We start from the raw sequence: 23387 nt of genomic DNA, 5'->3' as shown, positions 1-23387 counted from the left end.
TCTCCATGCGGTGACTTCGGCCGGGCGCCTTGCCCGGCCTTTTTTCGTTTACCCGATTACCCGATCACCTCTTCGCAGACCGCCAGCCACGCGCGCGCCGCGTGAGACAGGTAGCGGCCCGGCGGCCAGACGTGGGCCATCGCCCAGTCCATGGTCGGCTCGGTCAGCCGAGCCATGGCGAGGGTGTCGGCGGCATCCAGCCGCGCCAGCAGCGGTTCGGGCAGAAAGGTGGTGCCGAGGCCGGCGGCGGCCATCGACACCAGGAAGTCCCAATGGCCGCTCTGCGCCACCACGCGCGGCGCCATGCGGGCCGTGGCAAACGCCTGGCGCAGCTTGCGGGTCAGCGAGAACTCGTCGGTCAGCAGCACCAGCGGCGTCTCGCGCAGCGCGTCGAGCTTCACCGTCCGGCCGCCCGCCCAGGGCGCGCCGCGCGGGCCCACCACCCAGATCGGATACCGCGCGAACTCGCGCGTGGCGAGATCCAGCCCGCTGTCGCCGGGCAGCACCGTGGCGCCCACTTCAAGTTCGCCCTTCGCCACTTGCTGCTCGACCACCTGCCCGCCATGCTCGGACAAGGTCAGTTCGAGATTCGGATACCGCTGACGGAACGCGCTGACCGCAGGCGAGAAGAACAGGTTGACCATCGGCGGCAGGCCCACGGTCAGCTGCCCGCGCCCGAGTGACGACAGATCCGCCACTTCCAGCGTCAGCCGATGCACCACGCCAAGCGCCTCCTGCCCACGGTCGTAGACCACCCGGCCCACATCGGTCAGTCGCACGGACTTCCCTTCGCGGATCAGCAGCGGCTGGCCCACCTCGTCCTCCAGCTGACGCACCATCTTGCTGATGGTGGACTGGGTGACGTACAGCGACGCCGCCGCCTGCGTGAAGCTCTTGAGCCGCGCGGTTTCCACGAAGTAGCGCAGCGCGCGGATGTCGATGGGCATGGCATTCCCCGGGATCGATTGATATGAAAATTCCGACTGGAGCGACGAATTTTAAATCATGCAGGGAATGATCGCCAGTTCGCTACACTGCCCCGCAACGCTCCCACACACTTCCGCCCCCGGACGATTCCCATCATGGCTGGCTGGCCGCATGCCCGACAGTGGCTGTTCTCGCTGAAGGCATTCGCGGCCGCGATGCTGGCGCTCTATATCGCCCTGTCCTGCGGCCTGCCGCGCCCCTACTGGGCCATGGCCACGGTCTACTTCGTCTCGCATCCGCTCACGGGCGCCACGCGCTCCAAGGCTGCCTATCGCGTGACCGGTACGGTGCTGGGCGCCACCGCCGCCGTGGTCACGGTGCCCGCGCTGGTCAATATGCCGATTGTGCTGACGGGCGCCATTGCGCTGTGGATCACGGGGCTGGTCTACCTCTCGCTGCTGGAGCGCGGCCCGCGCAGCTATGTGTTCCTGCTGGCCGCCTACACGCTGCCCATCGTGGCGCTGCCGGCCGTGAGCCATCCGGGGGAGATTTTCGATGTGGCGGTGGCGCGCATCGAGGAGATTGTCATCGGCATCGTCTGCGCGGGGCTGGTCGGGGCGATCGTGCTGCCGGCCAAGGTGGCGCCGGCGCTGCGCGAGCGCGCCGGGGAGTGGATTCGCGATGCCCGGGCCTGGGCGGCCGACATCCTCGCTGCCGACCCGCACGCCAGCGCCAGCCGCCACCGGCTGGCGGCGGACATGCTCGCGCTGGACCAGATGATCGCGCACCTGTCGTTCGATACCGAGAGCCGGCACACGCTGCACCACGCGCGGGCGCTGCGCGAGACCATGTCGCGGCTGATGCCCACGCTCGCCGCGCTGGACAGCGTGCTACGGGCCAAACCGCGCGCGCCGCACGCCAACCGCGCCCTGCAAGACACGGCCGATTTCCTGCGCGGCCGGATGGACGACTTGCTAGCCACCTGCGACGCCCTCCAGCACGGCATCGGCGACCGTCCCACGCAAGCCGTCCCGCCAGCCTCGGCGCGCATCGCCCCGTCAGAAAGCCCCACGGCAAGCCGCTATCACGATCACGGCATGCTGCTGTTCGGCGCGGCCTCCACGGGTCTGGCCGTGTTCTGCGCGGGGCTGATCTGGGTGTTTTCCGGATGGGAGGATGGGGGCGGACCGGTGGCGGTGGCGGCCATCGCGTGCTGCTTCTTCGCCACCCTCGACGAACCGCGCCGCGTGACGCCGGTGTTCGCGCGTTGGAGCCTGGCGTGCCTGGGCGTGGCGTCGTACTACCTGTTTCTGGTCGTGCCGCACGCGCAGACCTTCGAGGCGCTGGTCGGCATGCTCGCCCTGCCCTACCTCGGCATCGGCCTGCTGATCGCGCGGCCCGGCTTCCAGTTGATTGCGATGCTGCTGTCGGTCAACACGGCCTCGTTCGCCAATATCCAGAGTATTTACGATGCCAACCTGCTCGGCGCCTTCAACACGAGTCTGGCGAACGCGGCGGCGATGCTGTTCGCGCCGCTCTGGGCGACGCTCGCGCGGCCGTTCGGGGCGCATGTGGCCGCGCACCGGCTGATCCGCGCGAGCTGGCAGGATCTGGCGCAGGCCGCCACGTGGCGCGGCGACCCCGCGCCGGTGGGCGCGCGCATGCTGGACCGCTTCGGGCAACTGATGCCGCGCCTCGGTGCCAGCGCGGACCGGCTGGCCTCGGACGGCTTTACGGAATTGCAGGTGGGCTATTGCACGCTGACGCTGCAGCAGGCGCTGCCGACCTTGCCGCCCGCCGCGCGCAAACCCGTGCGGCGCGTGTTGAGCGGGGTGGCGCGGCACTATCGCGGACGGCTGCGGACGGGCGAGGCGGTGCCAGCGCCGGCGCAGTTATCGGCTCGGATCACGGAAGCCCTCGGCGCGGTTGCGGATGTACGTGACAACGCTGCCGTAATCAGCGCGCTGGTGGTGTTACGCGTGACGCTTGTCCACGGTGAGGACGAGGTGATATCGCGCATTCCGCGCAATCCCTCTCCCCCGGCCCCTCTCCCGCAAGCGGGCGAGGGGAGCAAACCGCCGTCCGTTGACGGGCCGAGGGGGTGCTCCCCTCTCCCTCCGGGAGCGGGGCGGGGGAGAGGGCAGGCGGCTCAAGATGCGTGATCGCATCGAGAAAGCGTGCGAGAGAAAACCCCTTCACACAACCGCCCCCGCCAGATACTGCGCCAGCGCGTCGAGCAGCAGCCCTGAGCCATGCTCCCGCGAACCCGCATCGTCATAGCCATCGAGAAAAGCGCCCTGCTCCGTCATGACGAGCCGCGTGCCATCGTCGACCGGCTTCATCTCGAAGGTGGCCAGCGAGACGGAAATCTTGCGCTCGCCCATATGCATCTCGTAGGCGTAGACCAGACGCTCGCCGGGCACCACATCGTAATAAATGGCATCGAAGGTCGAGACCAGCCCGTTGGCCCAGCCGCCCTTCAGGTGCTCGCGGCCACCGGGGCGGGCATCCATGGTCCGCGCCAGTTCCTGATAGCCATCGCCACCCCGGAACCATTGCGCCTTGGCCTTCGGGTCGGTCAGCGCCCGGAACACCTGCGCCGGCGTGGCCTTGAAGGTGCGCTCGATGCGGAAGATGCCGTGCACCACCGAGCGCTCGGCGGGCGGCGCATCGGCCATACGGGCCACTTCCACCTCCAGGCGGTCCAGCGTCTCGGCCCAGCCCTGCGCGGCGCCGCGCGTGAAATTGCCGGCGACCGGGTCCAGCAGCGTGTAGCGCTGCTCGACATCGAGCTGCGTGCCGCCGCAGACGTTCTCGAACGACACCGTGGTCAGGGCGTTGAACAGTGCGGCGCCGTCGCCGTCGACCACGGTCATGTCGATCACCAGCCGCGCGTTCGGCAGGATTTCGACAAAATGGCCGCGCACCCAGTGCGATTGCCCATCCGGCGCGCGCATGCAGTAGTCGAACTTGCCGCCCACGCGGGGCTCGACCTCGGCCTCGGGAATCGTGAACCCTCGCGGGCAGAACCAGTGCTTGACGTGCTCGGCGGACGTCCACGCCTGGAACACGAGTTCCTTGGGTGCGTTGAACGCGCGCGAGACCGTCAGTGGGCGCGGTTGCGCCAATTGGGTTGCCGTATCTTCAGTTGCCGTCGCCATCGGGGGTTGCCTCCTTCTTCATGGTTTCCAGGTATTCGCCCAGGCGGTCGAAGTGGCCTTCCCACTCGGCCCGCCGGGCGCTGATCCACTGCTCGGCCTGACTCAGCGCGTTCGGCGCCATCCGGCACGTGCGTACCCGCCCGACCTTCTGCGACTGCACCAGCCCGGCCTGTTCCAGCACGGCCAGGTGTTGCATGACGGCCGGCAAGGACATCGCCAGCGGCCGGGCAAGGTCGGTCACGGACGCGGGGCCGCGTGACAGTTGCACCAGCAGGGTCCGGCGCGTGGTGTCGGCCAGCGCCTGGAACGTCATATCGAGAGGATCGGATTGGTTAAGCATGTGCTTTAGTATAGCGACGGCAAATAGTTAAGCAAGGACTTTAGCAATAAATCTTCAGGCGGGTTGGCGAGAAGCTTGCTGCGCCTGTAGCGCGGCGATGCGCGCCAGCACGGCGGGCAGTTCGGGGGGCGGCGTGAGCTGGCCGATCAGCCACTGCACGGCATCGGCGACCTTGTCGGCGTCGTAGTCGGCGGAAAAGCTGTGGAGGGTCGCGCCGTGGAGGAACAGCCGGAGCGCGAGCAACTCCGGCTGCGACGGGTCGTTCGGGCCCTGCCCGAACAGCCGCGCCGGCACGGTGGCCAGCAGCGGGCCGATGGCCTCGGCCAGCCGGGTATCGCCACGCGCGGCCATCCAGACTTCCAGGATGGCCAGCGAGGTGTGGCGCTGGCGGCGGTTCACCAGCGCATGGAGCATCAGGTGCAGGCGCACGCGGGATGGCATCGGCCCGAGCGCGGCCAGGCGCGCGGCCTCGGTATCGATCAGCTGCTCGACCATCGCCGGCAGCAGCGTGTAGCGCCCTTCCGGGAACTGATGCCGCAGCGAGCCGCGGCTGATGCCAGCCATTTCGCAGACGCGCGCCTCCCCAAAGGCGGCATAGCCCTGTTCGATCAACAACTGGGTGGCGGCATCGATCAGCGCCTGTCTGGTGGACGCGCTGCGCTCGGCTTGGGTCGGCATGGCCGCGATTGTAGCCACATCGCCCTGCGTCGCCATTGATTCCTCAACTGTCACAAAACAAACATACAAGTTTGTTTATATCTGGCCCGCGCGCGGCAAGAGAGCCCATGGTCCGGCCGCGCGCGCACCCACGACAACAAGGAAATTCCGAATGATCAAGCTCCCCCGAGCCGGCTGGCTGGCCGCCTTGCCCGCCGCCGCCTGCGCCGCGCTGGCCGCGTTGGCTATCTCCGCCTGCGGTTCCGACGACAACAAGAGCACCACCACCACGCCGCCTGCCGCCGAAGTCCCGGCCCCGGTCGTGCCGAGGACCATTCAGTCGGTGCGCCACGTGTTCGTGATCACGCTCGAGAACCAGAACTACGCCACCACCTTCGCGGCGGACTCGAAGGCGCCCTACCTCTCCAAGACCCTGGTTGCCCAGGGCGCGCACCTCCAGCAGTACTTCGGCACCAGCCACGTCAGCCTGGGCAACTACATCGCCATGATCAGCGGCCAGTCGGTCACCGCCGACACCCAGATGGACTGCATGGTCTACAAAGACTTCGCGCTGACCGGCATGGCCGACCACGGCCAGGCCATCGGCACGGGCTGCGTCTATCCGGCCTCGATCAAGACGCTGCCTGACCAGCTCAAGGCCGTGAACCTGACCTGGAAGGGCTATATGGAGGACATGGGCAACGACCCGGCCCGCGAATCCGCCACGTGCGGCCACCCGGCGCTGAACGCCACGGACGCCACCCAGTCGCCCCAGGCCGCCACGGCCGGCGGCGTGCCGGCGGACCAGTACGCCACGCGCCACAACCCGTTCGCCTACTTCCACTCGATCACCGACTCGCCGGACTGCGCGACCAGCGTGGTCAACCTGAACAAGCTGACCGACGACCTGAAGACCGTGGCCACCACGCCGAACTTCACGTTCATCACGCCCAACCTCTGCAACGACGGCCACGACTCGCCGTGCGTGGACGGCGCGCCGGGCGGCCTGGTCTCGGCCGATGCCTTCCTGCAGAAGTGGGTGCCGATCATCATGGCTTCGCCGGCCTACCAGCAGGACGGCCTGATCATCATCAATTTCGATGAAAGCTCGTACTCGTCGCAGGCCATCGACACTACCACCACGCCGCCGACGCTGAACATGATCTTCTCCGGCCAGACCTGCTGCAACCAGCAACCCGGCCCGAACGTCACGTTCCCGATCACGCAGAGCTTCCCGGCCTCGGTGTCGCACTATCCGTACGACATCAACCTGGTCACCCAGAGCCATGGCGGCGACCGCACCGGCGCCGTGCTGCTCTCGCCGTTCATCAAGCCGGGCACGGTGTCCACCACGCCGTACAACCATTACTCGATGCTCAAGAGCCTGGAAGACATCTTCCAGGTGGGCGGCTACCTTGGGTACGCGGCGCAGGACGGGCTGGTGAGCTTCGGCACCGATATCTTCACCAACCTTTGATCGTCATCTGATCGACCACTGACTGCCGCCGGGTTGCGCAAGCGCCCGGCGGCTTGCCGTTGCCATGACCCTCGATACCGGATTGCCGCGCCGCCTGGGCGCCCTGCTGTGGCTGGCTATGTGTGTGAGCCTGCTGGCTGCCTGCCAGCCGCGTGATGTTGCCACCCCGGCCGCCGCCGCGTCAGCCCCCGCCCCCGCCAAGCCCGACGCCGCCACGCTGGCCAGCCTCGGCAAGGCGATTTTCTTCGACCCCACGCTGTCTGCCTCGGGCCGGCAATCGTGCGCGAGTTGCCACGATCCCGCCCACGGCTACGGCCCGCCCAATGCGCTGGCCGTGCAGCTTGGCGGCCCGGACCTCACCCGCCAGGGCAAGCGCGCCACGCCCTCTCTGGCGTACACCCTCAATCGCACGCCGATCTGGCACAAGGTGCAGGTCGCCAGCCTCAGCGAGCGCCTGACCGAGACCGATAGCCCGCCCACGGGTGGCCTGATGTGGGATGGCCGCTTCAACAGCCTGCGCGAGCAGGCCGGCGGCCCGCTGCTGGATCCGGACGAGATGGCGAACCCGGACCGCGAAGCCGTCGTAGCCAAACTACGACGTGCTGCCTATGGCGACGCCTTCCGCGCCGCCTTCGGCGCCAATGTGTTCGACGATCCCCAGCGCGCCTTCGATGCCGCCACCCAGGCCCTCGAGCGCTTCCAGCTCGACGACCCCAGCTTCCATCGCTACAACAGCAAATTCGACGCCTTCCTCGATGGCGAAACCACCCTCAGTGCCGCCGAGACACGCGGTTTGCGGCTGTTCTCGGCCCCGGCGAAAGGCAACTGCGCGGCCTGCCATCGCATCGACAAGGGCGCCGACGGCTCCCATCCGCTGCTGACCGATTACCAGTTCGCCGCGCTCGGCGTGCCGCGCAACCCGGAGATCGCCGCCAACGCCAATCCGCAGTATTACGACCTCGGCCTGTGCGGCCCGAAGCGCACCGACCAGGCCGCCCAGCAGGGCTACTGCGGCATGTTCAAGACCCCCACGCTGCGCAACACGGCGCAGCGCGGCGCGTGGTTCCACAACGGACGCTTCCACAATCTGGAAGACGTGGTGCGCTTCTATGTCGAGCGCGACCTGAAACCGGCCAAATGGTATGGGCGCGATGCGCGTGGCCGCACCGTGGCCTATGACGACCTGCCGCCCGCGCTGCGCCAGAATATCGACGACTTCGACCCGCCGATGGACCGCAAGCCCGGTGCCCGCCCGGCGCTGGACGACCGAGAGATCCGCGACGTGGTGGCGTTCCTGCGCACCCTCGACGACGGCTTCCGGCCCTAGCCCGCTTTTCGCCCGCCATCGTCCGCCCCGGGGCGGCGCCAGCGCCACATTGCAGGTGCTGCCCCCAGCGCCCGGCGGGCCCGTCCTCAGTGCGCCGTCCCGCAAAAAGGCGTATTCTGGTGCGCTTGTCATTCCCGCGCCACCGGCGTAGTGTTGCGCATCGCCCGGCCCCTCCGCGCCGGGACGCGTTCCAGATTGTTGACGGATGAACCAGAAATCCCCGAATTTCCCGGATGAGCCGCCCATGCCGCCCACCTGGGATGCCCGCCTTGCCCGCCGCCTTGTGCGGCCCCTCCGGAATACCCGAGTCACCCCGAACCACCTGACCACGCTGCGCCTGCTTATCGGGCTGGCCGGCGTTGCCTGTCTGGCGCAGGGGGGTTACGCGTGGACCAACTACGGCGCCCTGCTGGTCGTGCTGTCCAACTTCATCGATCACACCGATGGCGAACTGGCGCGAATCAGCGGCAAAGGCAGCAAGATCGGGCATTTCTACGATCTGGCCAGCGACGCCCTGATTACCGTGTTGTTGTTCGTCAGCATGGGCATGGCGATTGGCGCGACCGCGCCCGCGACCACCGAGGCGATCGGCCCCGTGGGCCGCGGCACCGTGGCCGGGCTGGCGGTGGCCCTGATCTTCTTCCTGCGCATGCGTATAGAATCGCGGGTTGGCAAGAGTGGCACCAAGCAGGCTTCCGCCGCCGGGTTCGAGACCGAGGACGTGCTGTACCTGTTGCCGCTGGTCACGCTGACCAGCAGCATCGGACCGTTCCTGGCGCTGGCCTCGGTTGGCGCGCCGCTGTTTGCCCTGCTTGTGATCATCGACTACTGGCGCGTCATGCGGCGCCCCCAGGCGGTCGGCACCCCAACGAAACATTGAGGCAGCCATGACGGAACAGGCTACCCGCGACATCGCGCTCGATTCCCCGCTCGATCCAGTCATCGACGCTCCCGCGCCGCCTCCGCGTCATGCGGGCCACCCGGATGCCGCCGTGGCACGCGCGGCGGCCGGGCTGGACACGCCCGCGCTGCGCGCCGACTTCGACCGCCAGGGCGCGTTCCTCTACCTCGACACATTCCTGCCGCCCGAGCAGTGCGCCGAGCTGGAGGCGCTGGCCCGCGCGCTCCAGCCGGGGCTGAACCGCAACTACCTGCCCGGCCACAAGCAGGGTGGCAGCGTCAGCCGGCACACCATCGACGAGCAGGCGCCCTTCATTGCCGAACTCTATCGATCGCCCGCGCTGATTCATTGGCTTGAACAGGTCACCGGCGACAAGCTCCAGGTCTGCCCGCCCACCGACCCGCACGCCTACGCGCTCTATTACTACACGCGCCCGGGCGACCATATCGGCTGGCACTACGACACCTCCTATTACGACGGCCGGCGCTACACGCTGCTGATCGGCGTGCTGGACGAGTCCTCGTGCCGGCTCGAATACGAACTCCACACCCGCAACCCCGAGGTGCCCGACGAACCGGGCGCGGTGCAGATTCCGCCGGGCGGCATCGTGCTGTTCGATGGCGACAAGCTGCGCCACCGCATCACCCCGGCCGGCCCGAACGAGATCCGCGTGTCGCTGACCTTCGAATACGTGACCGATCCGGGCATGCGGCCGTGGCTGCGCTTTATCTCCAATATGAAAGACGCGGTGGCCTATTTCGGCTTCCGGCAGGTCTTCAAGCGCCTGCTATCAGGCGGGAAGTCTGGCAAGTGACGCGTGCCGCATTTATTCTGCTGACGATTGGCGCGGCGCTGTTTGTCGCGCTGTTGGCGTGGCAGGGCTTTGGCGCGGTCACGACCACGCTGATGTCGGCCGGCTGGGGCCTGGCCGTGGTCGCCGCGTTCCACGTGGTACCGCTGGCGCTGGACGCCGCCGCCATCGCCGTGCTGGTGGACCGCACCGCGCACCATGGCTCGTTCTGCACCGCGCTGCGTGCGCGCTGGGCCGGCGAGTCGGTCAACAGCCTGCTGCCGGCTGGCCAGATCGGCGGCCCGGTGCTGATGGTGCGCTACCTCGCCCATCATGGCGCCCGCATGCGCGACGCCGCCGCGGCCATCACCGTCAGCACGACCACGCAGGCGCTCTCCCAAATGCTGTTCGCACTGCTCGGCATTCTGCTGTTCGGTGCGCAAGGCAACCTCTCCGACCAGCGCACGCCGATCATCGCCGTGACGGTGGTCCTCGCCCTGTGCGTGCTGGCCTTCTGCATCCTCCAGCGGCGCGGCATGTTCGGCCGGGTGATGCGCGTGGCCGCGCGCGTGTTCGGCAAGCGCAACTGGGATGATCTGGCGTTGCGCGCCGATGCCGTGGACGAGGCCATCCGCGCCCTCTACCGCGACCGCCGCAAGGTAGCCGCCAGCTTCATGCTGAATCTGGCAGGCTGGATCGTTGGCACCGGCGAGGTCTGGCTGATTCTTTACTTCCTGGGCCATCCGGTGAGCTGGCACGAGGCGTTGCTGCTGGAGAGCGTGGGTCAGGCGATTCGTGGCGCGGCGTTCGCCATTCCCGGCTCGCTCGGCGCGCAGGAAGGCGGCTATCTGCTGCTGGCGCCGCTGGTGGGCCTGCCGCCCGATGCCGCGCTGGCGATGTCGCTGGCCAAGCGCGTGCGCGAACTCGTGCTCGGCATTCCGGGGCTGCTCTACCTGCATCACAGCGAGCGTCGATACCAGCGCCGGCGCACCCGGCAGGCCGCGTGGCAGGGCTCCGAATAACTCAAGCAAGGTGAAAAGACAATAATGCGAGCAATCATTCTCGCCGCGGGCCTGGGCCTGCGGCTTCAGCAACAGCCGGGCAAGCAGTTTCCGAAGTGCCTGCTGCGCTTTGACGGTATCACCCTGCTCGAGCGCCACCTGCGCATGCTCGACGCGGCCGGCGTCACGGAAGTCGTGCTGGCGCTGGGCTTCGAGCCCACTCAAGTGCAGGCCGAACTGGCCCAGATCGAGCGCCCGGCCGGTCACCCGCCCGTGGAAATCGTGCTGAACCCGCGCTTCGACCTCGGCAGCGTGCTGACCGTGCACACCGTGGCGGACGCCCTCGCGCGCGGCGGCGACGTCCTGCTGATGGACGCCGACGTGCTCTACGATGAGCGCATTCTCAACGCACTGGTGGCCGGCGAGACGGTCAACCGCCTGCTGATCGACCGCGATTTCGAGGCCGGCGACGAGCCCGTCAAGCTCTGCCTGCGCGACGGCGTGCCGGTAGAGCTGCGCAAGCAGCTGATGGCCGACCTCCAGTACGACACCATCGGCGAATCCGTAGGATTTTTCCGATTCCAGGAACACACGGCACGCCGGCTGGCCGAGATCGTCAAGGGTTACGTCGATTCGGGCCGCGCCAACATGCCGCACGAGGAAGCCGTCCGCGACCTGCTGCTCGAGTCGCTGGCCCAGCGTAGCCACCAGTTCGACACGGCCGACGTAACCGGCGCGCCGTGGATCGAGATCGATTTCCCCGGCGACGTCGAACGCGCCGCCAATGAAGTCCTGCCCCAACTTCTGCCCATCGTGGGATTCGCACAATGAACGCCATCGACCCGAACCTGCTCGCCACCTCCCGCGCCGCCCGTCTGCGCCAGATGCTGGTGTCCAACCAGCTCGAATTCATCATGGAAGCCCACAACGGGCTGTCCGCGCGCATCGTGCGCGAGGCCGGCTTCAAGGGCATCTGGGCCTCCGGGCTGGCCATTTCGGCCCAGTTCGGCGTGCGTGACAACAACGAGGCCAGCTGGACTCAGGTGGTGGACAACCTCGAGTTCATGGCCGATGCCAGCGACCTGCCGATCCTGCTCGACGGCGACACCGGCTACGGCAACTTCAACAATGTGCGCCGTCTGGTGCGCAAGCTCGAGCAGCGCGGCATTGCCGGCGTCTGCATCGAGGACAAGCAGTTCCCGAAGACCAACAGCTTCATCGACGGCGAGCGCCAGCCGCTGGCGGAAATCGACGAATTCTGCGGCAAGATCAAGGCCGGCAAGGACTCGCAGACCGACGACAATTTCTCGATCGTCGCCCGCGTGGAAGCCCTGATCGCCGGCTGGGGCATGGAAGAGGCCCTGCGCCGCGCCGAGGCCTACCGTCAGGCCGGCGCCGACGCCATCCTGATCCACAGCAAGCTGTCCAAGCCGGACGAGATCCTGACCTTCGCGCGCGAATGGGCGGGCCGGGGTCCGCTGGTCATCGTGCCGACGAAGTACTACAGCACGCCGACCGAGGCCTTCCGCAAGGCGGGCATCAGCCTCGTGATCTGGGCCAACCACCTGGTGCGCGTGGCGGCCTCGTCAATGCAGGCCGTGGCCCGCGAAATCCACGACAGCGAAACGCTGGTGAACGTGGAAGACCGCATTGCCTCCGTCAACGAGATCTTCCGCCTGCAGGACGCCGACGAGTACTCGGCCGCCGAGAAGATCTACCTGTCCGGCGCGCAGGTGCCGGGCGCCGCCGTGGTGCTGGCGGCGGGCCGTGGCAAGGGCCTGGAGGCGCTGACCGAAGACAAGCCCAAGATCATGCTGCCGGTGGCCGGCAAGCCGCTGCTGCGCTGGCTGGTCGATGGCTTCAAGAAGCAAGGCATCAACGACATCACCGTGGTGGGCGGCTACCAGGCGCAGGCCATCGACACGGCCGGCATCAAGCTGGCGGTCAACGAGCGCCACGCCCAGACCGGCGAACTGGCCTCGCTGGCCTGCGCGGCCGATGCCATGCAGACCGACACCGTGATCGCCTACGGCGACCTGCTGTTCCGCAGCTACATCCTGCGCGACCTGCTCGAATCCGACGCCCCGTTCAGCGTGGTGGTGGATTCCTCGCAGACCGCACCGTCGAACCAGAGCGTGCGCGACTTCGCCTGGTGCTCGGGCGGCGACGACCGCGACCTGTTCGGCCAGACCATCACCCTGAAGAAGGTCTCGGACACCCTGCCCGCCGCCGGCGAAGCCCAGCCCAATGGCCGCTGGATCGGCCTGTTCAGCGTGCGTGGCGAAGGCCGCGCCAAGCTGCAGGCGCTGCTGGCCAAGCTGCGCGAGCGGCCTGACTTCGACCAGCTCGACCTGCCCGACCTGCTCAACGCGCTGGTCGAAGCCGGCGAGAAGGTCGAGGTCAAGTACGTGCACGGCCACTGGCGCGGTGTGAACGATCTGGACGATTTCCGCCGTGCCGGTGACTTCGCCCATACGCAGACGCCCTACGCACTCGGCAACGCCGACGGCGAGGCGGCCCGATGATCGAGGCGGTCCAGTTCGTGGAAGCCGCGCGCGCGCGCGGCTTCCAATGGTATGCAGGCGTGCCCTGCTCGTACCTGACGCCGTTCATCAACTACGTGGTGCAGGACAACTCGCTGCATTACGTGTCGGCGGCCAATGAGGGCGATGCCGTGGCCTTTATCGCCGGCGTGACGCAAGGCGCGCAAAACGGCGTGCGCGGCGTGACGATGATGCAGAACTCGGGCCTCGGCAATGCCGTCAGCCCGCTGACCTCGCTGACGTGGACGTTCCGCCTGCCGCAGTTGCTGATCGTGACGTGGCGCGGCCAGCCCGGCGTGCATGACGAGCCCCAGCACGCGCTGATGGGCCCGGTCACGCCGGCCATGCTGGAAACCATGGAAATTCCATGGGAGCTGTTCCCGACCGAGCCAGCCGATGTCGGCCCCGCGCTGGACCGCGCCGTGGCCCATATGGACGCCACCGGCCGGCCCTACGCGCTGGTCATGCAGAAAGGCAGCGTGGCGCCCTATCCGCTGACGGCCCAGACGCCGCCGCAGGCACGGCCCAAGGCCACGCCGCAGGTGTCGCGCCGCAACGTGCCGGCCGCCGAACTGCCGAGCCGCCGCGACGCACTGGCCCGCGTGATCGCCCATACGCCGGTCGACGGCACCGTGGTGCTGGCCTCCACCGGCTTTTGCGGTCGTGAGCTTTATGCGCTCGATGATCGGCCGAACCAGCTCTATATGGTCGGCTCGATGGGCTGCCTCACGCCGTTCGCGCTCGGCCTCGCGCTGGCGCGCCCGGACCTGCGCGTGGTGGCCATCGATGGCGACGGCGCCGCGCTGATGCGCATGGGCGTGTTCGCCACGCTGGGCGCCTACGGCCCGGCCAACCTCACGCATGTGCTGCTGGACAACAACGCGCACGACTCCACGGGCGGCCAGTCGACGGTGTCGCACAACGTGTCGTTCGCCTCGGTGGCGGCTGCATGCGGCTACGCGTCGGCAGCCGAGGGCGATCACCTCGACCTGCTCGACCAGGTCCTGCAAGGCGCCGCCACGGCCAAGGCCGGCCCGACCTTCGTCTGCCTGCAAACCCGCGCCGGCACGCCGGACGGCCTGCCGCGCCCGACCGTGACGCCGGTGGAAGTCAAGACCCGCCTCGGCCGCCAGATCGGCGCCGATCAAGGCACAAGCCAAGGCACCGACCATGCTGCTGCTTAACCCGGGCCCCGTCACGCTCTCCGAGCGTGTGCGCCAGAGCCTGCTGCAAACCGACCTGTGCCACCGCGAAAGCGAGTTCTTCGACCTTCAGGACGAAGCCCGCGCGCGGCTGCTGAAGATCTACGCGCTCGACGCCGCCGCATGGTCCACCGTGCTGATGACGGGCTCGGGCACCGCCGCGCTGGAAAGCATGATCGCCGGCCTCGTCCCCGAGCAGGGCAAGCTGCTGATCGTGCAGAACGGCGTCTATGGCGAGCGCATCGCGCAGATCGCCACGCAGTACCGCATCGCGCACACGCTGGTGAAGCACGACTGGATGGACGCGCCCGACCTCGACCGTATCGCCGCCGCCCTCAAGGCTGACAAGGCGATCACGCACGTGGCGGTGATCCATCACGAGACCACCACCGGGCGGCTCAACGACATCGCCGCCGTGGACCGGCTCTGCCAGGAACACGGCGTGCGCCTGCTGGTGGATGCGGTGAGCAGCTTCGGCGCGGAGGCCATCGATTTCGGCGGCAGCATCGACGCCGTGTCCGCCACGGCCAACAAGTGCCTGCACGGCGTGCCCGGCGCGGCCTTCGTCATCGCCCGGCGCAGCGCGCTGGCGCAGGCGGCCAGCCGCACCTACTACCTGGACATCGGCCGTCTGGCCAAGCTCCAGGACCAGCGCAACACGCCGTTCACGCCGTCCGTGCACGCGTACTACGCGCTGGTGGAAGCGCTGCGCGAGCACGAGGAAGAAGGCGGTTGGCAGGCACGGCATCAGCGCTACGCCGCACTGGCCGAACAGGCCCGCGCAGGGCTGGCGGCACTCGGCATCGAACCGCTGTGGCCCGCCACCCAGTCGTCCGTGGTGCTGCGCGCGTACAAACTGCCGCAAGGCGTGACGTACGAGCAACTTCACGACGGCCTGAAGGCGCGCGGCTTCGTGATCTACGCCGGCCAGGGCGGCCTGTCCGCGCAACTGTTCCGCATCTCCACCATGGGCGCGATCACCCCGGCCGACATCGACCGGCTGGTGGACGGCTTCAAGGCGCTGACGCAGCGTTAGTCGGCTAGTCGGTCGGCTAGTCGGTCGGCTAATCGATCATAGGGAATCCGGCAGCGGGGTAAAGCAGACGGCCCAGTCGTCGGCTTCCTGCTCGCCGATTCCCTCGTCCATCAAACCCTGTTTCCAGCGGCCCTGCCTCAGAAGTCATTGTCGAGTGCCCTTCGAATGCGCACGCGGCGCTCGCCGGGCTGGTATTCGAGTGCGGCGCCTTCCTGGTCGAACGCGGCGTCGGCCACGACGTCCAGTTCGCGGTCGAGGCCCATGACCCAGAGGGCGCGGGCGAAGGCGCCGATGGCGGTGTCGGGGCTGCCGCGCTCGATGGCCTCGATGGTCGAGCGGGACAGGCCGGCGCGCTGCGCCAGATCGACCTGGCGCAGCTTGCGATGCTGCCGGGCGTCCCGGATACGGGAGCCGAGCGCGGCGAGGCGCAATCCGACTTCAGGGGGCAGTGGCGAGGCGATCGGGCGTGTCATAACAAGCATTATTGGCGTTACTGCTTGTTATAGCAAGCACAGACACGCATGTGCCTCTGTCATCACAACTCCGACTCCACCGGCAGCAGGCGCATGAAGCCTTGGCCGATACGGTTCCAGGTGCTCATGTCCGGCTCGCTGGTGTAGGTGCGCAGCACGCCGTCCTCCCGGGTGATCCAGGCCAGTTGGAGGTTGCCGGTCTGGGGGTCGGGCAGCAGCACGACCTGGTAGGCGGCGTCGAGCAAGGCATCGTCGAGCCGCTTGCCAAGCATGTCGCACAGCGGCGCGCTGTCCACGACGATGCCCATCTCGGTGTTGAGCCGCGCCGAGCGCGGGTCCAGGTTGAGGGAGCCGATGAACAGCAGGCGCCGGTCGACCATATAGGTCTTGGCGTGCAGGCTGGCCCGGCTGCTGCCGCCCATGCCGTGCCCCTTTTTCTCCTTCGCCATTTCCGCGTAGGCGCTGGGCTTGAGTTCATAGAGCAACACGCCAGCCCGGAGCAGCGCCTCGCGGCGCGGGGCGTAGCCGGCGTGCACCGCCGAGACATCGGTGGCGCCGAACGAATTCGTGAGGATGTGGACCTGCACGCCGCGCTGTTGCAGCCCGGTCAGCCACGCCATGCCGGCATCGCCGGGCACGAAGTACGGGGAGACCAGCGTGAGGTCGTGCTGCGCGCTGCCCAGCACCTTGGTGAGCGCCGGAATCGCGTGGGTCGAATCGTCCTCGGGCGGCAGCGTGACCTTGGCGGCGCGGTCGGCGATGACCGTGGCGCGGCCCCAGTAGGCCGGCAGCGCCTCCTGCTGGATGGCGCGGATCACGCCGGACTCCAGCACGGTCTTGCCGTACGGCGTGGCGCGCAGCTTGACCTTGCGGTCGTCCAGGTACTGGCGCACGCGCTGCTGGAAGGCCACGGTCTCGGCGTCCGACTGGGGCTTCGCCAGGGTGGCGAGCGGATAGGTGGCCTCGGCATTCCAGTAATCGTCGAACACGGCCGAGACCTGCGGCACCACCGGGCCGGCCGCCAGCAGGTCCAGATCGCTGAAATCGACATCGGACTTGGCCGCGAAGTAGGCATCGCCGATATTGCGGCCGCCCACCACGGTGAGCTGGTTGTCCGCCGTCATCGACTTGTTGTGCATGCGCCGGTCCACGCGGCGGAAATCAGTAGCGAACTCGAACATCCGCACGCCCCGGTTGGCAAACGGATTAAACAGGCGCACTTCGACGTTGGGATGGGCGTCCAGCGCGGCCAGCGCCTGGTCCTGGCCATCCGTGTGGAGGTCATCCAGCAGCAGCCGCACGCGCACGCCACGGTCGGCGGCAGCCATAACCTCGGCGAGCAGGGTCAGGCCGGTGTCGTCGGCATCGAAGATGTAGTACTGGAGGTCCAGGCTGCGCTGGGCGGTGCGGGCCAGCGCGAGGCGCACGGCGAAGGCATCGGCGCCGGCGGTGAGCGGATAGAACACCGATTCGCCGGGATGCTGCGCCAGGCGCGGCGCCAGTGCCCGGCCGAGTGCGGTATCGGCGGTATCGGCGGTATCGGCGGAATCGGCCAAGGCCAGGGCCTGTGTCGGTGGCTGGGCCGGATGCGGCGGCAGGTTGGCGCAGCCCGCCCCCAGCATCGACATCACGATCACTCCTGCCGCCATCAGCCAGTTTGCAACGCGCATCGGACCGCTCCTGGATTGTTCCACCCGCAACAATTGAGTGGGTCGAAATCGACGTTTGCGATCTTACCGCGCGCTGCTAAGCTTGCGTTACTTGCAGTTTGCAAGCTTTATAACCGTGACGGATATGCTTATGCCCACCCTGTTCGATCCCCTGCAAATTGGTGACCTGGCGCTGCCGAACCGCATCGTCATGGCGCCGCTGACCCGGCTGCGCGCCGCCGAGCCCGTGCATGTCCCCAACGCGGTCATGGCCGAGTACTACGCCCAGCGCGCCTCCGCCGGCCTGCTGATTTCCGAGGGCGTGCCCATCTCCGAAGACGGCGTGGGCTACCCGAACGTGCCGGGCCTGTGGTCCGGCGAGCAGGTAGCAGGCTGGAAACAAGTGACGGATGCCGTACACGCCGCCGGCGGCCGCATCGTGGCCCAGCTGTGGCACGTTGGCCGGATTTCCGACCCGAGCCTGCTCAATGGCCGCGAGCCTGTGGCGCCGAGCCCGATCGCGGCCGGGGGCAATGTGAGCCTGCTGCGTCCGCAGCGTCCCTTCGTAGTGCCGCGTGAACTCACGCGTGACGAGATCCGCACCGTGGTGGCCGACTTCGGCCGCGCCGCCGCCAACGCCAAGGCGGCCGGTTTCGATGGCGTGACCATCCACGCCGCCAACGGCTACCTGCTCGACCAGTTCCTGCAGGACGGCAGCAATGTGCGGACGGATGAATACGGCGGATCGATCGAGAACCGCGCGCGCATCCTGCTGGAAGTGGCGGATGCCGTGACGGCCGTGTGGGACGCCAAGCGCGTGGGGGTGCATCTGGCGCCGCGTTCGCCCAGTCATTCGATGGCCGAAAGCCAGCCGGCCGAGACCTTCGGCCATGTGGCGCGGGCGCTGGGCCAGCGCGGCCTGGGCTTCCTGTTCGTGCGTGAGACGCCGGGCGAAGGCGCCCTGCTGCCGCTGCTGAAGCGCGAATTCGGTGGCGCGATCATCGCCAACGATGGCTTCGACCAGGCCGCCGCGACGGCTGTGCTGGCGACGGGCGATGCCGACGCCGTGGCGTTCGGCCGCGCGTACATCGCCAATCCGGATCTGGTGGAACGGCTGCGGCTGGGCGCCGACCTGAACGCGGTCGACCCGGCCACGATGTACGGCACGGGCGGCGTCGAGACGCGCGGGTATACGGACTACCCGACGCTGGAAACCGCGTCGGCGTCGTAATGGCGTAGGGCGGCTGGGACGGGGTTCAGATCTTCTGGATCGGAATCACCGTCCGGCCGCCGCACTCGCGCAGCAGGTCGCGCAGGTCGCGGATGACCGGGAACACCTCGTGGTTCCAGTCCGCGCCCTGCTTGTCGTGGGCGGCCTGTTCCATCTCCACGATCTCGCGGTCTTCCTTGAAGATCCGTTCGGTGAACCAGACCAGCAGCGGCCACGCCAGGTCCAGCGCGAACGGCAGCCCCGGGCGACGAATCGACAGCATGCCGAAGGTCCGGTTGGTGCGCTGCGCCGCGTCCAGCGGCACGTAGGCAATCCACAGGTCCATCACCAGCGTCCCGCTGCCCGAGCGAATCTGCAGTGTCTGATAGGGATAGACGGTACGTACCGTCATCACATCCTTGCTGTTCTCCCCGCCGTCCTTGCTGAACACCAGCGCCTCGCCCACGGGCTGCTTGCCGCCCTCGCGGGTGAAGGTGTAATCGACCTCGACGAAGCCCTCACCGCGCCTGCGCCCGACCGAGCGCGCGCGCATCATGCCCATCTGGCGCCGATGCAGGAACTGATGGTTCATGTCCATCAGGTTTTCATGCATGAACGAGTAGTGGCACTTCACCGCGCGGCCCAGGCGGCGGGTCTTGTACTGCTTGTCCGCCACGGAGGCGAAGGCCGGCAGCGGCTTGCTGTCCGCCAGGGCGGGGTCCCCGGGGAAGACGAAGATCAGGCCAGCCACTTCCTTGCAGGGGTAGGCGCGCACGCCGTTGGGCAGGCGTTCCTTGCCGAGGTAGGGCACGTCGATGCAGCGGCCAGTGCAGTCGTAGGTCCAGCCGTGGTAGCAGCAGCGGATCGATTCGCCATCGACCACGCCCGCGTGCAGCGGCACCTGTCGATGGGCGCAGCGGTCTTCGAGCGCGAACACGTTGCCGCTCTCGGTGCGCACCAGCACGATCGGGTCGCCCGCGAAGCGCACGCCGTGCGCCTTGCCGCGCTTCACTTCCTTGGACCAGGCTAGCGGATACCAGTAGTCGGGGTGGATCGGCACGCGCCGCAGGTCCCGCACGCCGACATCACCGGCCAGTGGCTGCGGCGCCGCCATGGCGGCTGGCGGCGGCTCCGCCTGCACGGCTGAATCGATGGTTCGGCGGTCAAGCGCGGACTCGGCATACATGCGTGGCGTCTCCGTGGAGCCAGGACTGGCAGGGAAGCGATCGAGTCTACCCCATTGCGCCCCCCCGGTATGTCGGCATTTCTCCGACGTTACCCCACCCCGGCACGCCCCGCGCCACGTGTTGCGGAGCGGCGACAGCCCCGGCCTGCCCGATGGGTGGGAATCTCCTGCCTGCGGGTAGCCACCGGGCCAGAAATGGTCGAAATCTATGTATCCTTGGAGGATCTGAAGCCAGCCAACACGATGCCGCGCCCCGCATCCCCACCCTCCCCGCCCCCGCCGCCTTCGCAGCCTTCGGGGCCCTCGCCAGCCGCCTCGCCCAACGATGTGGATAGCGAACGCCTGCGCACGCTGGTGGAGGCCGTCACGGACTACGCCATCTTCACGCTGGACGCCGAGGGCCACGTCACCAGCTGGAACACCGGCGCGCAACGGATCAAGGGCTATGCGCGCGACGAGATCGTCGGCCAGCATTTCTCCCGCTTCTATACCGACGAGGCGCGCGCGCGTAACTGGCCGGGCATGGAGCTGGAGACCGCCGCGCGCATCGGCCGCTTCGAGGACGAAGGCTGGCGCGTGCGCAAGGACGGCACCCGCTTCTGGGCCAACGTGGTCATCACGGCGCTGCGCGACCCCAAGGGCCACCTGCTCGGCTTCGGCAAGGTCACGCGCGACATGACCGAGCAGCGCCTCGCCGCCGAGGCCCTGCGCCAGAGCGAGGAAACCTTCCGGATGCTGGTGGAGAGCGTCAAGGACTACGCCATCTTCATGCTCGACCCGCACGGCCGGGTGATGAGCTGGAACGCCGGCGCCTCCTATATCAAGGGCTACCGCCGCGACGAGATCGTCGGCAAGCACTTCTCGGTCTTCTATCCCGCCGAGGACCTGGCGGCGGACAAGCCCGGCCGCGAGCTGGCCATCGCCCGCGCCACGGGCCGCGTGGAGGACGAGGGCTGGCGCGTGCGCAAGGATGGCTCGCTGTTCTGGGCCAACGTGACCATCACGGCGGTCTATGACGAGCGCCAGAACCTGCGCGGCTTCGCCAAGGTCACGCGCGACATGAGCGAGCGCAAGCGGCTGGTCGAACTTGAACAATCGGAGCGCCGCATGAACGAGTTCCTGGCCACGCTCTCGCACGAGTTGCGCAACCCGCTCGCGCCGATCCGCAACGCACTGACCGTGATGCGGCTGCGCCCGCAGGAGCCCGCCGTCACCGAAAAGAGCCTGAGCCTGATCGACCGGCAGATGACCCACCTCACCCGGCTGGTGGACGATCTGCTCGACGTGGGCCGCATCGCCGCCGGCAAGATCGAGCTGCGGCGGGAGCCGATGCAGGCGCGCGAGATCATCGCGCTCGGCATCGAGGCCGCCGAGCCGACGCTGGCCGCCAAGTCCCAGCCGGTGGGCGTAACCGCCGCCACCGAGGACATCCCGCTGTTCGCGGACCGCACGCGGCTGGTGCAGGTGATCCAGAACCTGCTGCTCAATGCCTCCAAGTTCTCGCCACCGGGCGCGTCGATCTCGATTACGTCGATGGTGCGCCACCGCACGCTGGTGATCCAGATCATCGACCATGGCCGGGGCATCGCGCGCGAGTCGCTCGACACGATCTTCAACCTGTTCGTGCAGGAAGACCGCCCCGGCAGCACCGCGCAGGGCGGGCTGGGCATCGGCCTGTCCCTGTGCCGCTCGCTGGTGGAGATGCACGGCGGCTCGGTCTCGGCCACGAGCGAGGGGCCCGGGCTGGGCGCCACCTTCACGGTGCAGCTTCCGCTGGCCGCGGCGTTCAATCCGGCCGGCGAGAACGCCGATGCCGCCGCCGGCACGCCCCGGCCGCTGCGCGTGCTGCTGGTGGATGACAACCGCGACGCCGCCGACAGCATGGCAATCCTGCTCGAGATGTCCGGCCACGCCGTGACGATTGCCTACGATGGCATGGAAGCCGTGCACGCGGCGGCGCGCGTGCGCCCGGACGTGGCGCTGGTAGACCTGGCCATGCCGGGCATGGACGGCTTCGCGGTGGTCCACGCGCTGCGCCAGATGCCCGCGCTGGCCAACACGCGCTATATCGCGATGACCGGCTTCGGGCAGGCCTCGGACCGCCAGCAGACCCAGGAGGCCGGCTTCCACCGGCATCTGGTCAAGCCGGTGGAGCTGGAAGCGCTGCTCCAGGCCATCGACGCCGGCTAGCATCGCCGGCCTCATCCCCCTACTTCACGCGCGGCGCCGGCAGACCCTCGTCCGCCTGCGGGAGGCCGCCGGACCGGCGCAGCCGCACCGCGCTGGCCACGGCCCCGGCCACGGTTTCCACCTCGCGCTGCACGTCCCCATCGACATCGAGTTCACGGTGCGACGTCGCGTAGGGCTTGTAATAGCCGATGAAACGGTCGAGCCGGGCCTTCTGCCCCGCATCGACCAGCCCCATCCAGTCGAGCCAGTCAGACAGCGCGCGCCGCACGCCTTCGATGCCGGCCACGTCGCCATGCACCGCGAGGCCGTAGACCCGGCCCGCGAGGTGCTTCGGGTAGTCCCAGCCCTTCAGTTCCAGTGCCTTGGCCTCGGGCACGGTCTTGCCGTGTGTGCTACTCGGGTCCGGGTTACCGCCATCGGCGCAGACCAGCCGGTCCATCATCAGCTTGAGCGGGCTGGTCACCTGATACCAGTACACCGGCGTGATGATCATCACGCCGTGCGCGGCGGCCCAGCGCGGGTAGAGGTCGTTCATCCAGTCGTTGACCTGCCCGAGCGCGTGGTTCGGATAGCAGCTGCACGGCCAGTGGCATAGCGGCATGGCGGTGGAGACACAGCCCTTGCAGGGGTGGATCTGGCGGTCCGGGTCCGAGGTCAGCACGCTGAGGTCGAGCACATCGACGGTCATGCCGTCGTGTTCGAGCCGCGCCCGGGCCAGTTCGGCGAGCCGCCATGACTTCGACATCTCCCCCGGGCAGGTGAAGTCGTTGCGCGCGGCAGCCACCACCAGCAGCACGCGGGGCGGCGTGGCGGGGTCTGACTGCCGTTGCTGCGCTGCCGCGATGGCGTCCCGGGCGGCGAGCCATTCCACGGAGACGTCGTAGCCGGGGTCCGCCGCGCCCGGGCCGGCCTTGGCGGTCAGCGGCGCCTTGCGGCTGTCGGCGTAGGCGGCCCAGGCGATGGCTTCGAGCCGGTCGATCGCGGCCTCTTCGGCGCGGAACGCCGGGTCGTAGAAGCGCGCCCGGAAGCGCTCGCGAAACGCCTCGCGCGGCATTTTTTCGGTGACCTGCCCCTTGCGCACGTCGTGGGCGGCGTCTTTGTCCATGGCGTTCCCCCTCTGTGGTGACGCATAGGTCTCTGCAAGATAGGCGCCACCCCGCAGCGCCCGCCAGTGGGGCGGCTTGGCAAGTCTTACAAGGGGATGCATGGAGAACGATGCAGGTTTTGCGCGCGGCGTCGCCCGTGGATACGCCGTCCCTCTCCCCCGCCCCTCTCCCGGAGGGAGAGGGGAGAAAACCAGGGGCCCATCAAAGCCTG

20 protein-coding genes are annotated in these 23387 nt (G+C 68.3%); 12 read left to right on the top strand and 8 right to left on the bottom strand.

Annotated elements, in window-relative coordinates:
• Positions 1–56: 56 nt before the first annotated feature.
• Positions 57–947 carry a LysR family transcriptional regulator gene (locus BM115_RS25330; protein ID WP_092301116.1) on the bottom strand — a complete coding sequence of 297 codons (891 nt, stop codon included), beginning with the start codon at positions 945–947 and terminating at the stop codon, positions 57–59.
• Positions 948–1082: 135 nt separating this feature from the next.
• Here BM115_RS25330 and BM115_RS25325 point away from each other — a divergent pair, with 135 nt between their 5' ends.
• Positions 1083–3089 (top strand): FUSC family protein, encoded by a 2007-nt coding sequence (locus BM115_RS25325; RefSeq protein WP_092301113.1) that lies wholly within the window; start codon positions 1083–1085, stop codon positions 3087–3089.
• A gap of 33 nt (positions 3090–3122) precedes the next feature.
• Here BM115_RS25325 and BM115_RS25320 read toward each other — a convergent pair whose 3' ends face one another.
• The 3 genes from BM115_RS25320 to BM115_RS25310 are packed head-to-tail and all read right to left on the bottom strand — an operon-like array spanning position 3123 to position 5106.
• The gene (locus BM115_RS25320) at positions 3123–4088 is read right to left on the bottom strand and encodes an SRPBCC family protein (protein WP_092301110.1); all 966 of its coding nucleotides are present in this window, start codon (positions 4086–4088) and stop codon (positions 3123–3125) included.
• Positions 4072–4428 (bottom strand): ArsR/SmtB family transcription factor, encoded by a 357-nt coding sequence (locus BM115_RS25315; protein ID WP_092301107.1) that lies wholly within the window; start codon positions 4426–4428, stop codon positions 4072–4074. Before BM115_RS25315 ends, BM115_RS25320 begins: the two co-directional genes overlap by 17 nt.
• A gap of 54 nt (positions 4429–4482) precedes the next feature.
• Positions 4483–5106, bottom strand: coding sequence for a TetR/AcrR family transcriptional regulator (locus BM115_RS25310; RefSeq protein WP_092301320.1), 624 nt, complete (start codon positions 5104–5106; stop codon positions 4483–4485).
• Between the two features lie 151 nt (positions 5107–5257).
• Between BM115_RS25310 and BM115_RS25305 the strand changes: the two genes are divergently transcribed.
• From BM115_RS25305 to BM115_RS25265, 9 genes are all read left to right on the top strand, one after another.
• Positions 5258–6562 (top strand): alkaline phosphatase family protein, encoded by a 1305-nt coding sequence (locus tag BM115_RS25305; protein ID WP_092301104.1) that lies wholly within the window; start codon positions 5258–5260, stop codon positions 6560–6562.
• A 64-nt stretch (positions 6563–6626) separates the two neighbouring features.
• On the top strand, positions 6627–7889 hold the full coding sequence (locus BM115_RS25300) for a cytochrome-c peroxidase (RefSeq protein ID WP_092301101.1): 1263 nt from the start codon (positions 6627–6629) through the stop codon (positions 7887–7889).
• A 205-nt stretch (positions 7890–8094) separates the two neighbouring features.
• Entirely contained in the window at positions 8095–8769 is a 675-nt protein-coding gene (locus BM115_RS25295; RefSeq protein ID WP_092301098.1) for a CDP-alcohol phosphatidyltransferase family protein, read from the top strand.
• 7 nt (positions 8770–8776) lie between these two features.
• Entirely contained in the window at positions 8777–9604 is an 828-nt protein-coding gene (locus BM115_RS25290; protein WP_092301095.1) for a HalD/BesD family halogenase, read from the top strand.
• Entirely contained in the window at positions 9601–10602 is a 1002-nt protein-coding gene (locus tag BM115_RS25285; RefSeq protein ID WP_092301090.1) for a flippase-like domain-containing protein, read from the top strand. The genes BM115_RS25290 and BM115_RS25285 overlap by 4 nt, the downstream gene beginning before the upstream one ends.
• 24 nt (positions 10603–10626) lie before the next feature.
• The gene (locus BM115_RS25280) at positions 10627–11412 is read left to right on the top strand and encodes a phosphocholine cytidylyltransferase family protein (protein ID WP_092301087.1); all 786 of its coding nucleotides are present in this window, start codon (positions 10627–10629) and stop codon (positions 11410–11412) included.
• Positions 11409–13106, top strand: a complete 1698-nt coding sequence (aepX, locus tag BM115_RS25275) for a phosphoenolpyruvate mutase (protein WP_092301084.1) — start codon at positions 11409–11411, stop codon at positions 13104–13106. Before BM115_RS25280 ends, aepX begins: the two co-directional genes overlap by 4 nt.
• The gene (gene aepY / locus BM115_RS25270; protein ID WP_092301081.1) at positions 13103–14308 is read left to right on the top strand and encodes a phosphonopyruvate decarboxylase; all 1206 of its coding nucleotides are present in this window, start codon (positions 13103–13105) and stop codon (positions 14306–14308) included. Before aepX ends, aepY begins: the two co-directional genes overlap by 4 nt.
• Positions 14295–15362 carry a 2-aminoethylphosphonate aminotransferase gene (locus tag BM115_RS25265; RefSeq protein WP_092301078.1) on the top strand — a complete coding sequence of 356 codons (1068 nt, stop codon included), beginning with the start codon at positions 14295–14297 and terminating at the stop codon, positions 15360–15362. Before aepY ends, BM115_RS25265 begins: the two co-directional genes overlap by 14 nt.
• A gap of 137 nt (positions 15363–15499) precedes the next feature.
• Here the strand turns inward: BM115_RS25265 and BM115_RS25260 are convergent, their stop codons facing one another.
• Together BM115_RS25260 and BM115_RS25255 are read right to left on the bottom strand one after the other, a co-directional pair.
• Positions 15500–15835 (bottom strand): helix-turn-helix transcriptional regulator, encoded by a 336-nt coding sequence (locus BM115_RS25260; protein ID WP_177220013.1) that lies wholly within the window; start codon positions 15833–15835, stop codon positions 15500–15502.
• Positions 15836–15897: 62 nt separating this feature from the next.
• The gene (locus BM115_RS25255) at positions 15898–17505 is read right to left on the bottom strand and encodes a phospholipase D family protein (protein WP_255370981.1); all 1608 of its coding nucleotides are present in this window, start codon (positions 17503–17505) and stop codon (positions 15898–15900) included.
• Between the two features lie 130 nt (positions 17506–17635).
• Here BM115_RS25255 and BM115_RS25250 point away from each other — a divergent pair, with 130 nt between their 5' ends.
• Complete coding sequence (locus BM115_RS25250; RefSeq protein ID WP_092301073.1) at positions 17636–18715, top strand: alkene reductase; 1080 nt, start codon at positions 17636–17638, stop codon at positions 18713–18715.
• Positions 18716–18740: 25 nt separating this feature from the next.
• On the opposite strand, the gene BM115_RS25245 is transcribed toward BM115_RS25250, so the two are convergent.
• Complete coding sequence (locus BM115_RS25245) at positions 18741–19880, bottom strand: aromatic ring-hydroxylating oxygenase subunit alpha (protein WP_092301070.1); 1140 nt, start codon at positions 19878–19880, stop codon at positions 18741–18743.
• A 243-nt stretch (positions 19881–20123) separates the two neighbouring features.
• Here BM115_RS25245 and BM115_RS25240 point away from each other — a divergent pair, with 243 nt between their 5' ends.
• Positions 20124–22070 carry a PAS domain-containing hybrid sensor histidine kinase/response regulator gene (locus BM115_RS25240; RefSeq protein ID WP_092301313.1) on the top strand — a complete coding sequence of 649 codons (1947 nt, stop codon included), beginning with the start codon at positions 20124–20126 and terminating at the stop codon, positions 22068–22070.
• A 19-nt stretch (positions 22071–22089) separates the two neighbouring features.
• Here BM115_RS25240 and BM115_RS25235 read toward each other — a convergent pair whose 3' ends face one another.
• Positions 22090–23175, bottom strand: coding sequence for a flavodoxin family protein (locus BM115_RS25235; protein ID WP_255370980.1), 1086 nt, complete (start codon positions 23173–23175; stop codon positions 22090–22092).
• Positions 23176–23387: the final 212 nt, after the last annotated feature.

This window comes from Cupriavidus sp. OV096 (genome assembly GCF_900115455.1).
Lineage (GTDB): Bacteria > Pseudomonadota > Gammaproteobacteria > Burkholderiales > Burkholderiaceae > Cupriavidus.
The sequence above is the reverse complement of the archived record's forward strand: the minus strand, read 5'-3'. Positions and strand labels throughout refer to the sequence as shown.

What these genes read in the sequence shown, in the direction of transcription:
- BM115_RS25290 (WP_092301095.1), top strand. Translation starts at nt 8,777, where the DNA reads ATGACGGAACAGGCTACCCGCGACATCGCGCTCGATTCCCCGCTCGAT.
- BM115_RS25255 (WP_255370981.1), bottom strand. Translation starts at nt 17,505, where the DNA reads ATGCGCGTTGCAAACTGGCTGATGGCGGCAGGAGTGATCGTGATGTCG.
- BM115_RS25295 (WP_092301098.1), top strand. Translation starts at nt 8,095, where the DNA reads ATGAACCAGAAATCCCCGAATTTCCCGGATGAGCCGCCCATGCCGCCC.
- BM115_RS25250 (WP_092301073.1), top strand. Translation starts at nt 17,636, where the DNA reads ATGCCCACCCTGTTCGATCCCCTGCAAATTGGTGACCTGGCGCTGCCG.
- BM115_RS25265 (WP_092301078.1), top strand. Translation starts at nt 14,295, where the DNA reads ATGCTGCTGCTTAACCCGGGCCCCGTCACGCTCTCCGAGCGTGTGCGC.
- BM115_RS25320 (WP_092301110.1), bottom strand. Translation starts at nt 4,088, where the DNA reads ATGGCGACGGCAACTGAAGATACGGCAACCCAATTGGCGCAACCGCGC.
- BM115_RS25325 (WP_092301113.1), top strand. Translation starts at nt 1,083, where the DNA reads ATGGCTGGCTGGCCGCATGCCCGACAGTGGCTGTTCTCGCTGAAGGCA.
- aepX (WP_092301084.1), top strand. Translation starts at nt 11,409, where the DNA reads ATGAACGCCATCGACCCGAACCTGCTCGCCACCTCCCGCGCCGCCCGT.
- BM115_RS25300 (WP_092301101.1), top strand. Translation starts at nt 6,627, where the DNA reads ATGACCCTCGATACCGGATTGCCGCGCCGCCTGGGCGCCCTGCTGTGG.
- BM115_RS25330 (WP_092301116.1), bottom strand. Translation starts at nt 947, where the DNA reads ATGCCCATCGACATCCGCGCGCTGCGCTACTTCGTGGAAACCGCGCGG.
- BM115_RS25305 (WP_092301104.1), top strand. Translation starts at nt 5,258, where the DNA reads ATGATCAAGCTCCCCCGAGCCGGCTGGCTGGCCGCCTTGCCCGCCGCC.
- BM115_RS25245 (WP_092301070.1), bottom strand. Translation starts at nt 19,880, where the DNA reads ATGTATGCCGAGTCCGCGCTTGACCGCCGAACCATCGATTCAGCCGTG.
- BM115_RS25310 (WP_092301320.1), bottom strand. Translation starts at nt 5,106, where the DNA reads ATGCCGACCCAAGCCGAGCGCAGCGCGTCCACCAGACAGGCGCTGATC.
- BM115_RS25315 (WP_092301107.1), bottom strand. Translation starts at nt 4,428, where the DNA reads ATGCTTAACCAATCCGATCCTCTCGATATGACGTTCCAGGCGCTGGCC.
- BM115_RS25260 (WP_177220013.1), bottom strand. Translation starts at nt 15,835, where the DNA reads ATGACACGCCCGATCGCCTCGCCACTGCCCCCTGAAGTCGGATTGCGC.
- BM115_RS25235 (WP_255370980.1), bottom strand. Translation starts at nt 23,175, where the DNA reads ATGGACAAAGACGCCGCCCACGACGTGCGCAAGGGGCAGGTCACCGAA.
- BM115_RS25280 (WP_092301087.1), top strand. Translation starts at nt 10,627, where the DNA reads ATGCGAGCAATCATTCTCGCCGCGGGCCTGGGCCTGCGGCTTCAGCAA.
- aepY (WP_092301081.1), top strand. Translation starts at nt 13,103, where the DNA reads ATGATCGAGGCGGTCCAGTTCGTGGAAGCCGCGCGCGCGCGCGGCTTC.
- BM115_RS25240 (WP_092301313.1), top strand. Translation starts at nt 20,124, where the DNA reads ATGCCGCGCCCCGCATCCCCACCCTCCCCGCCCCCGCCGCCTTCGCAG.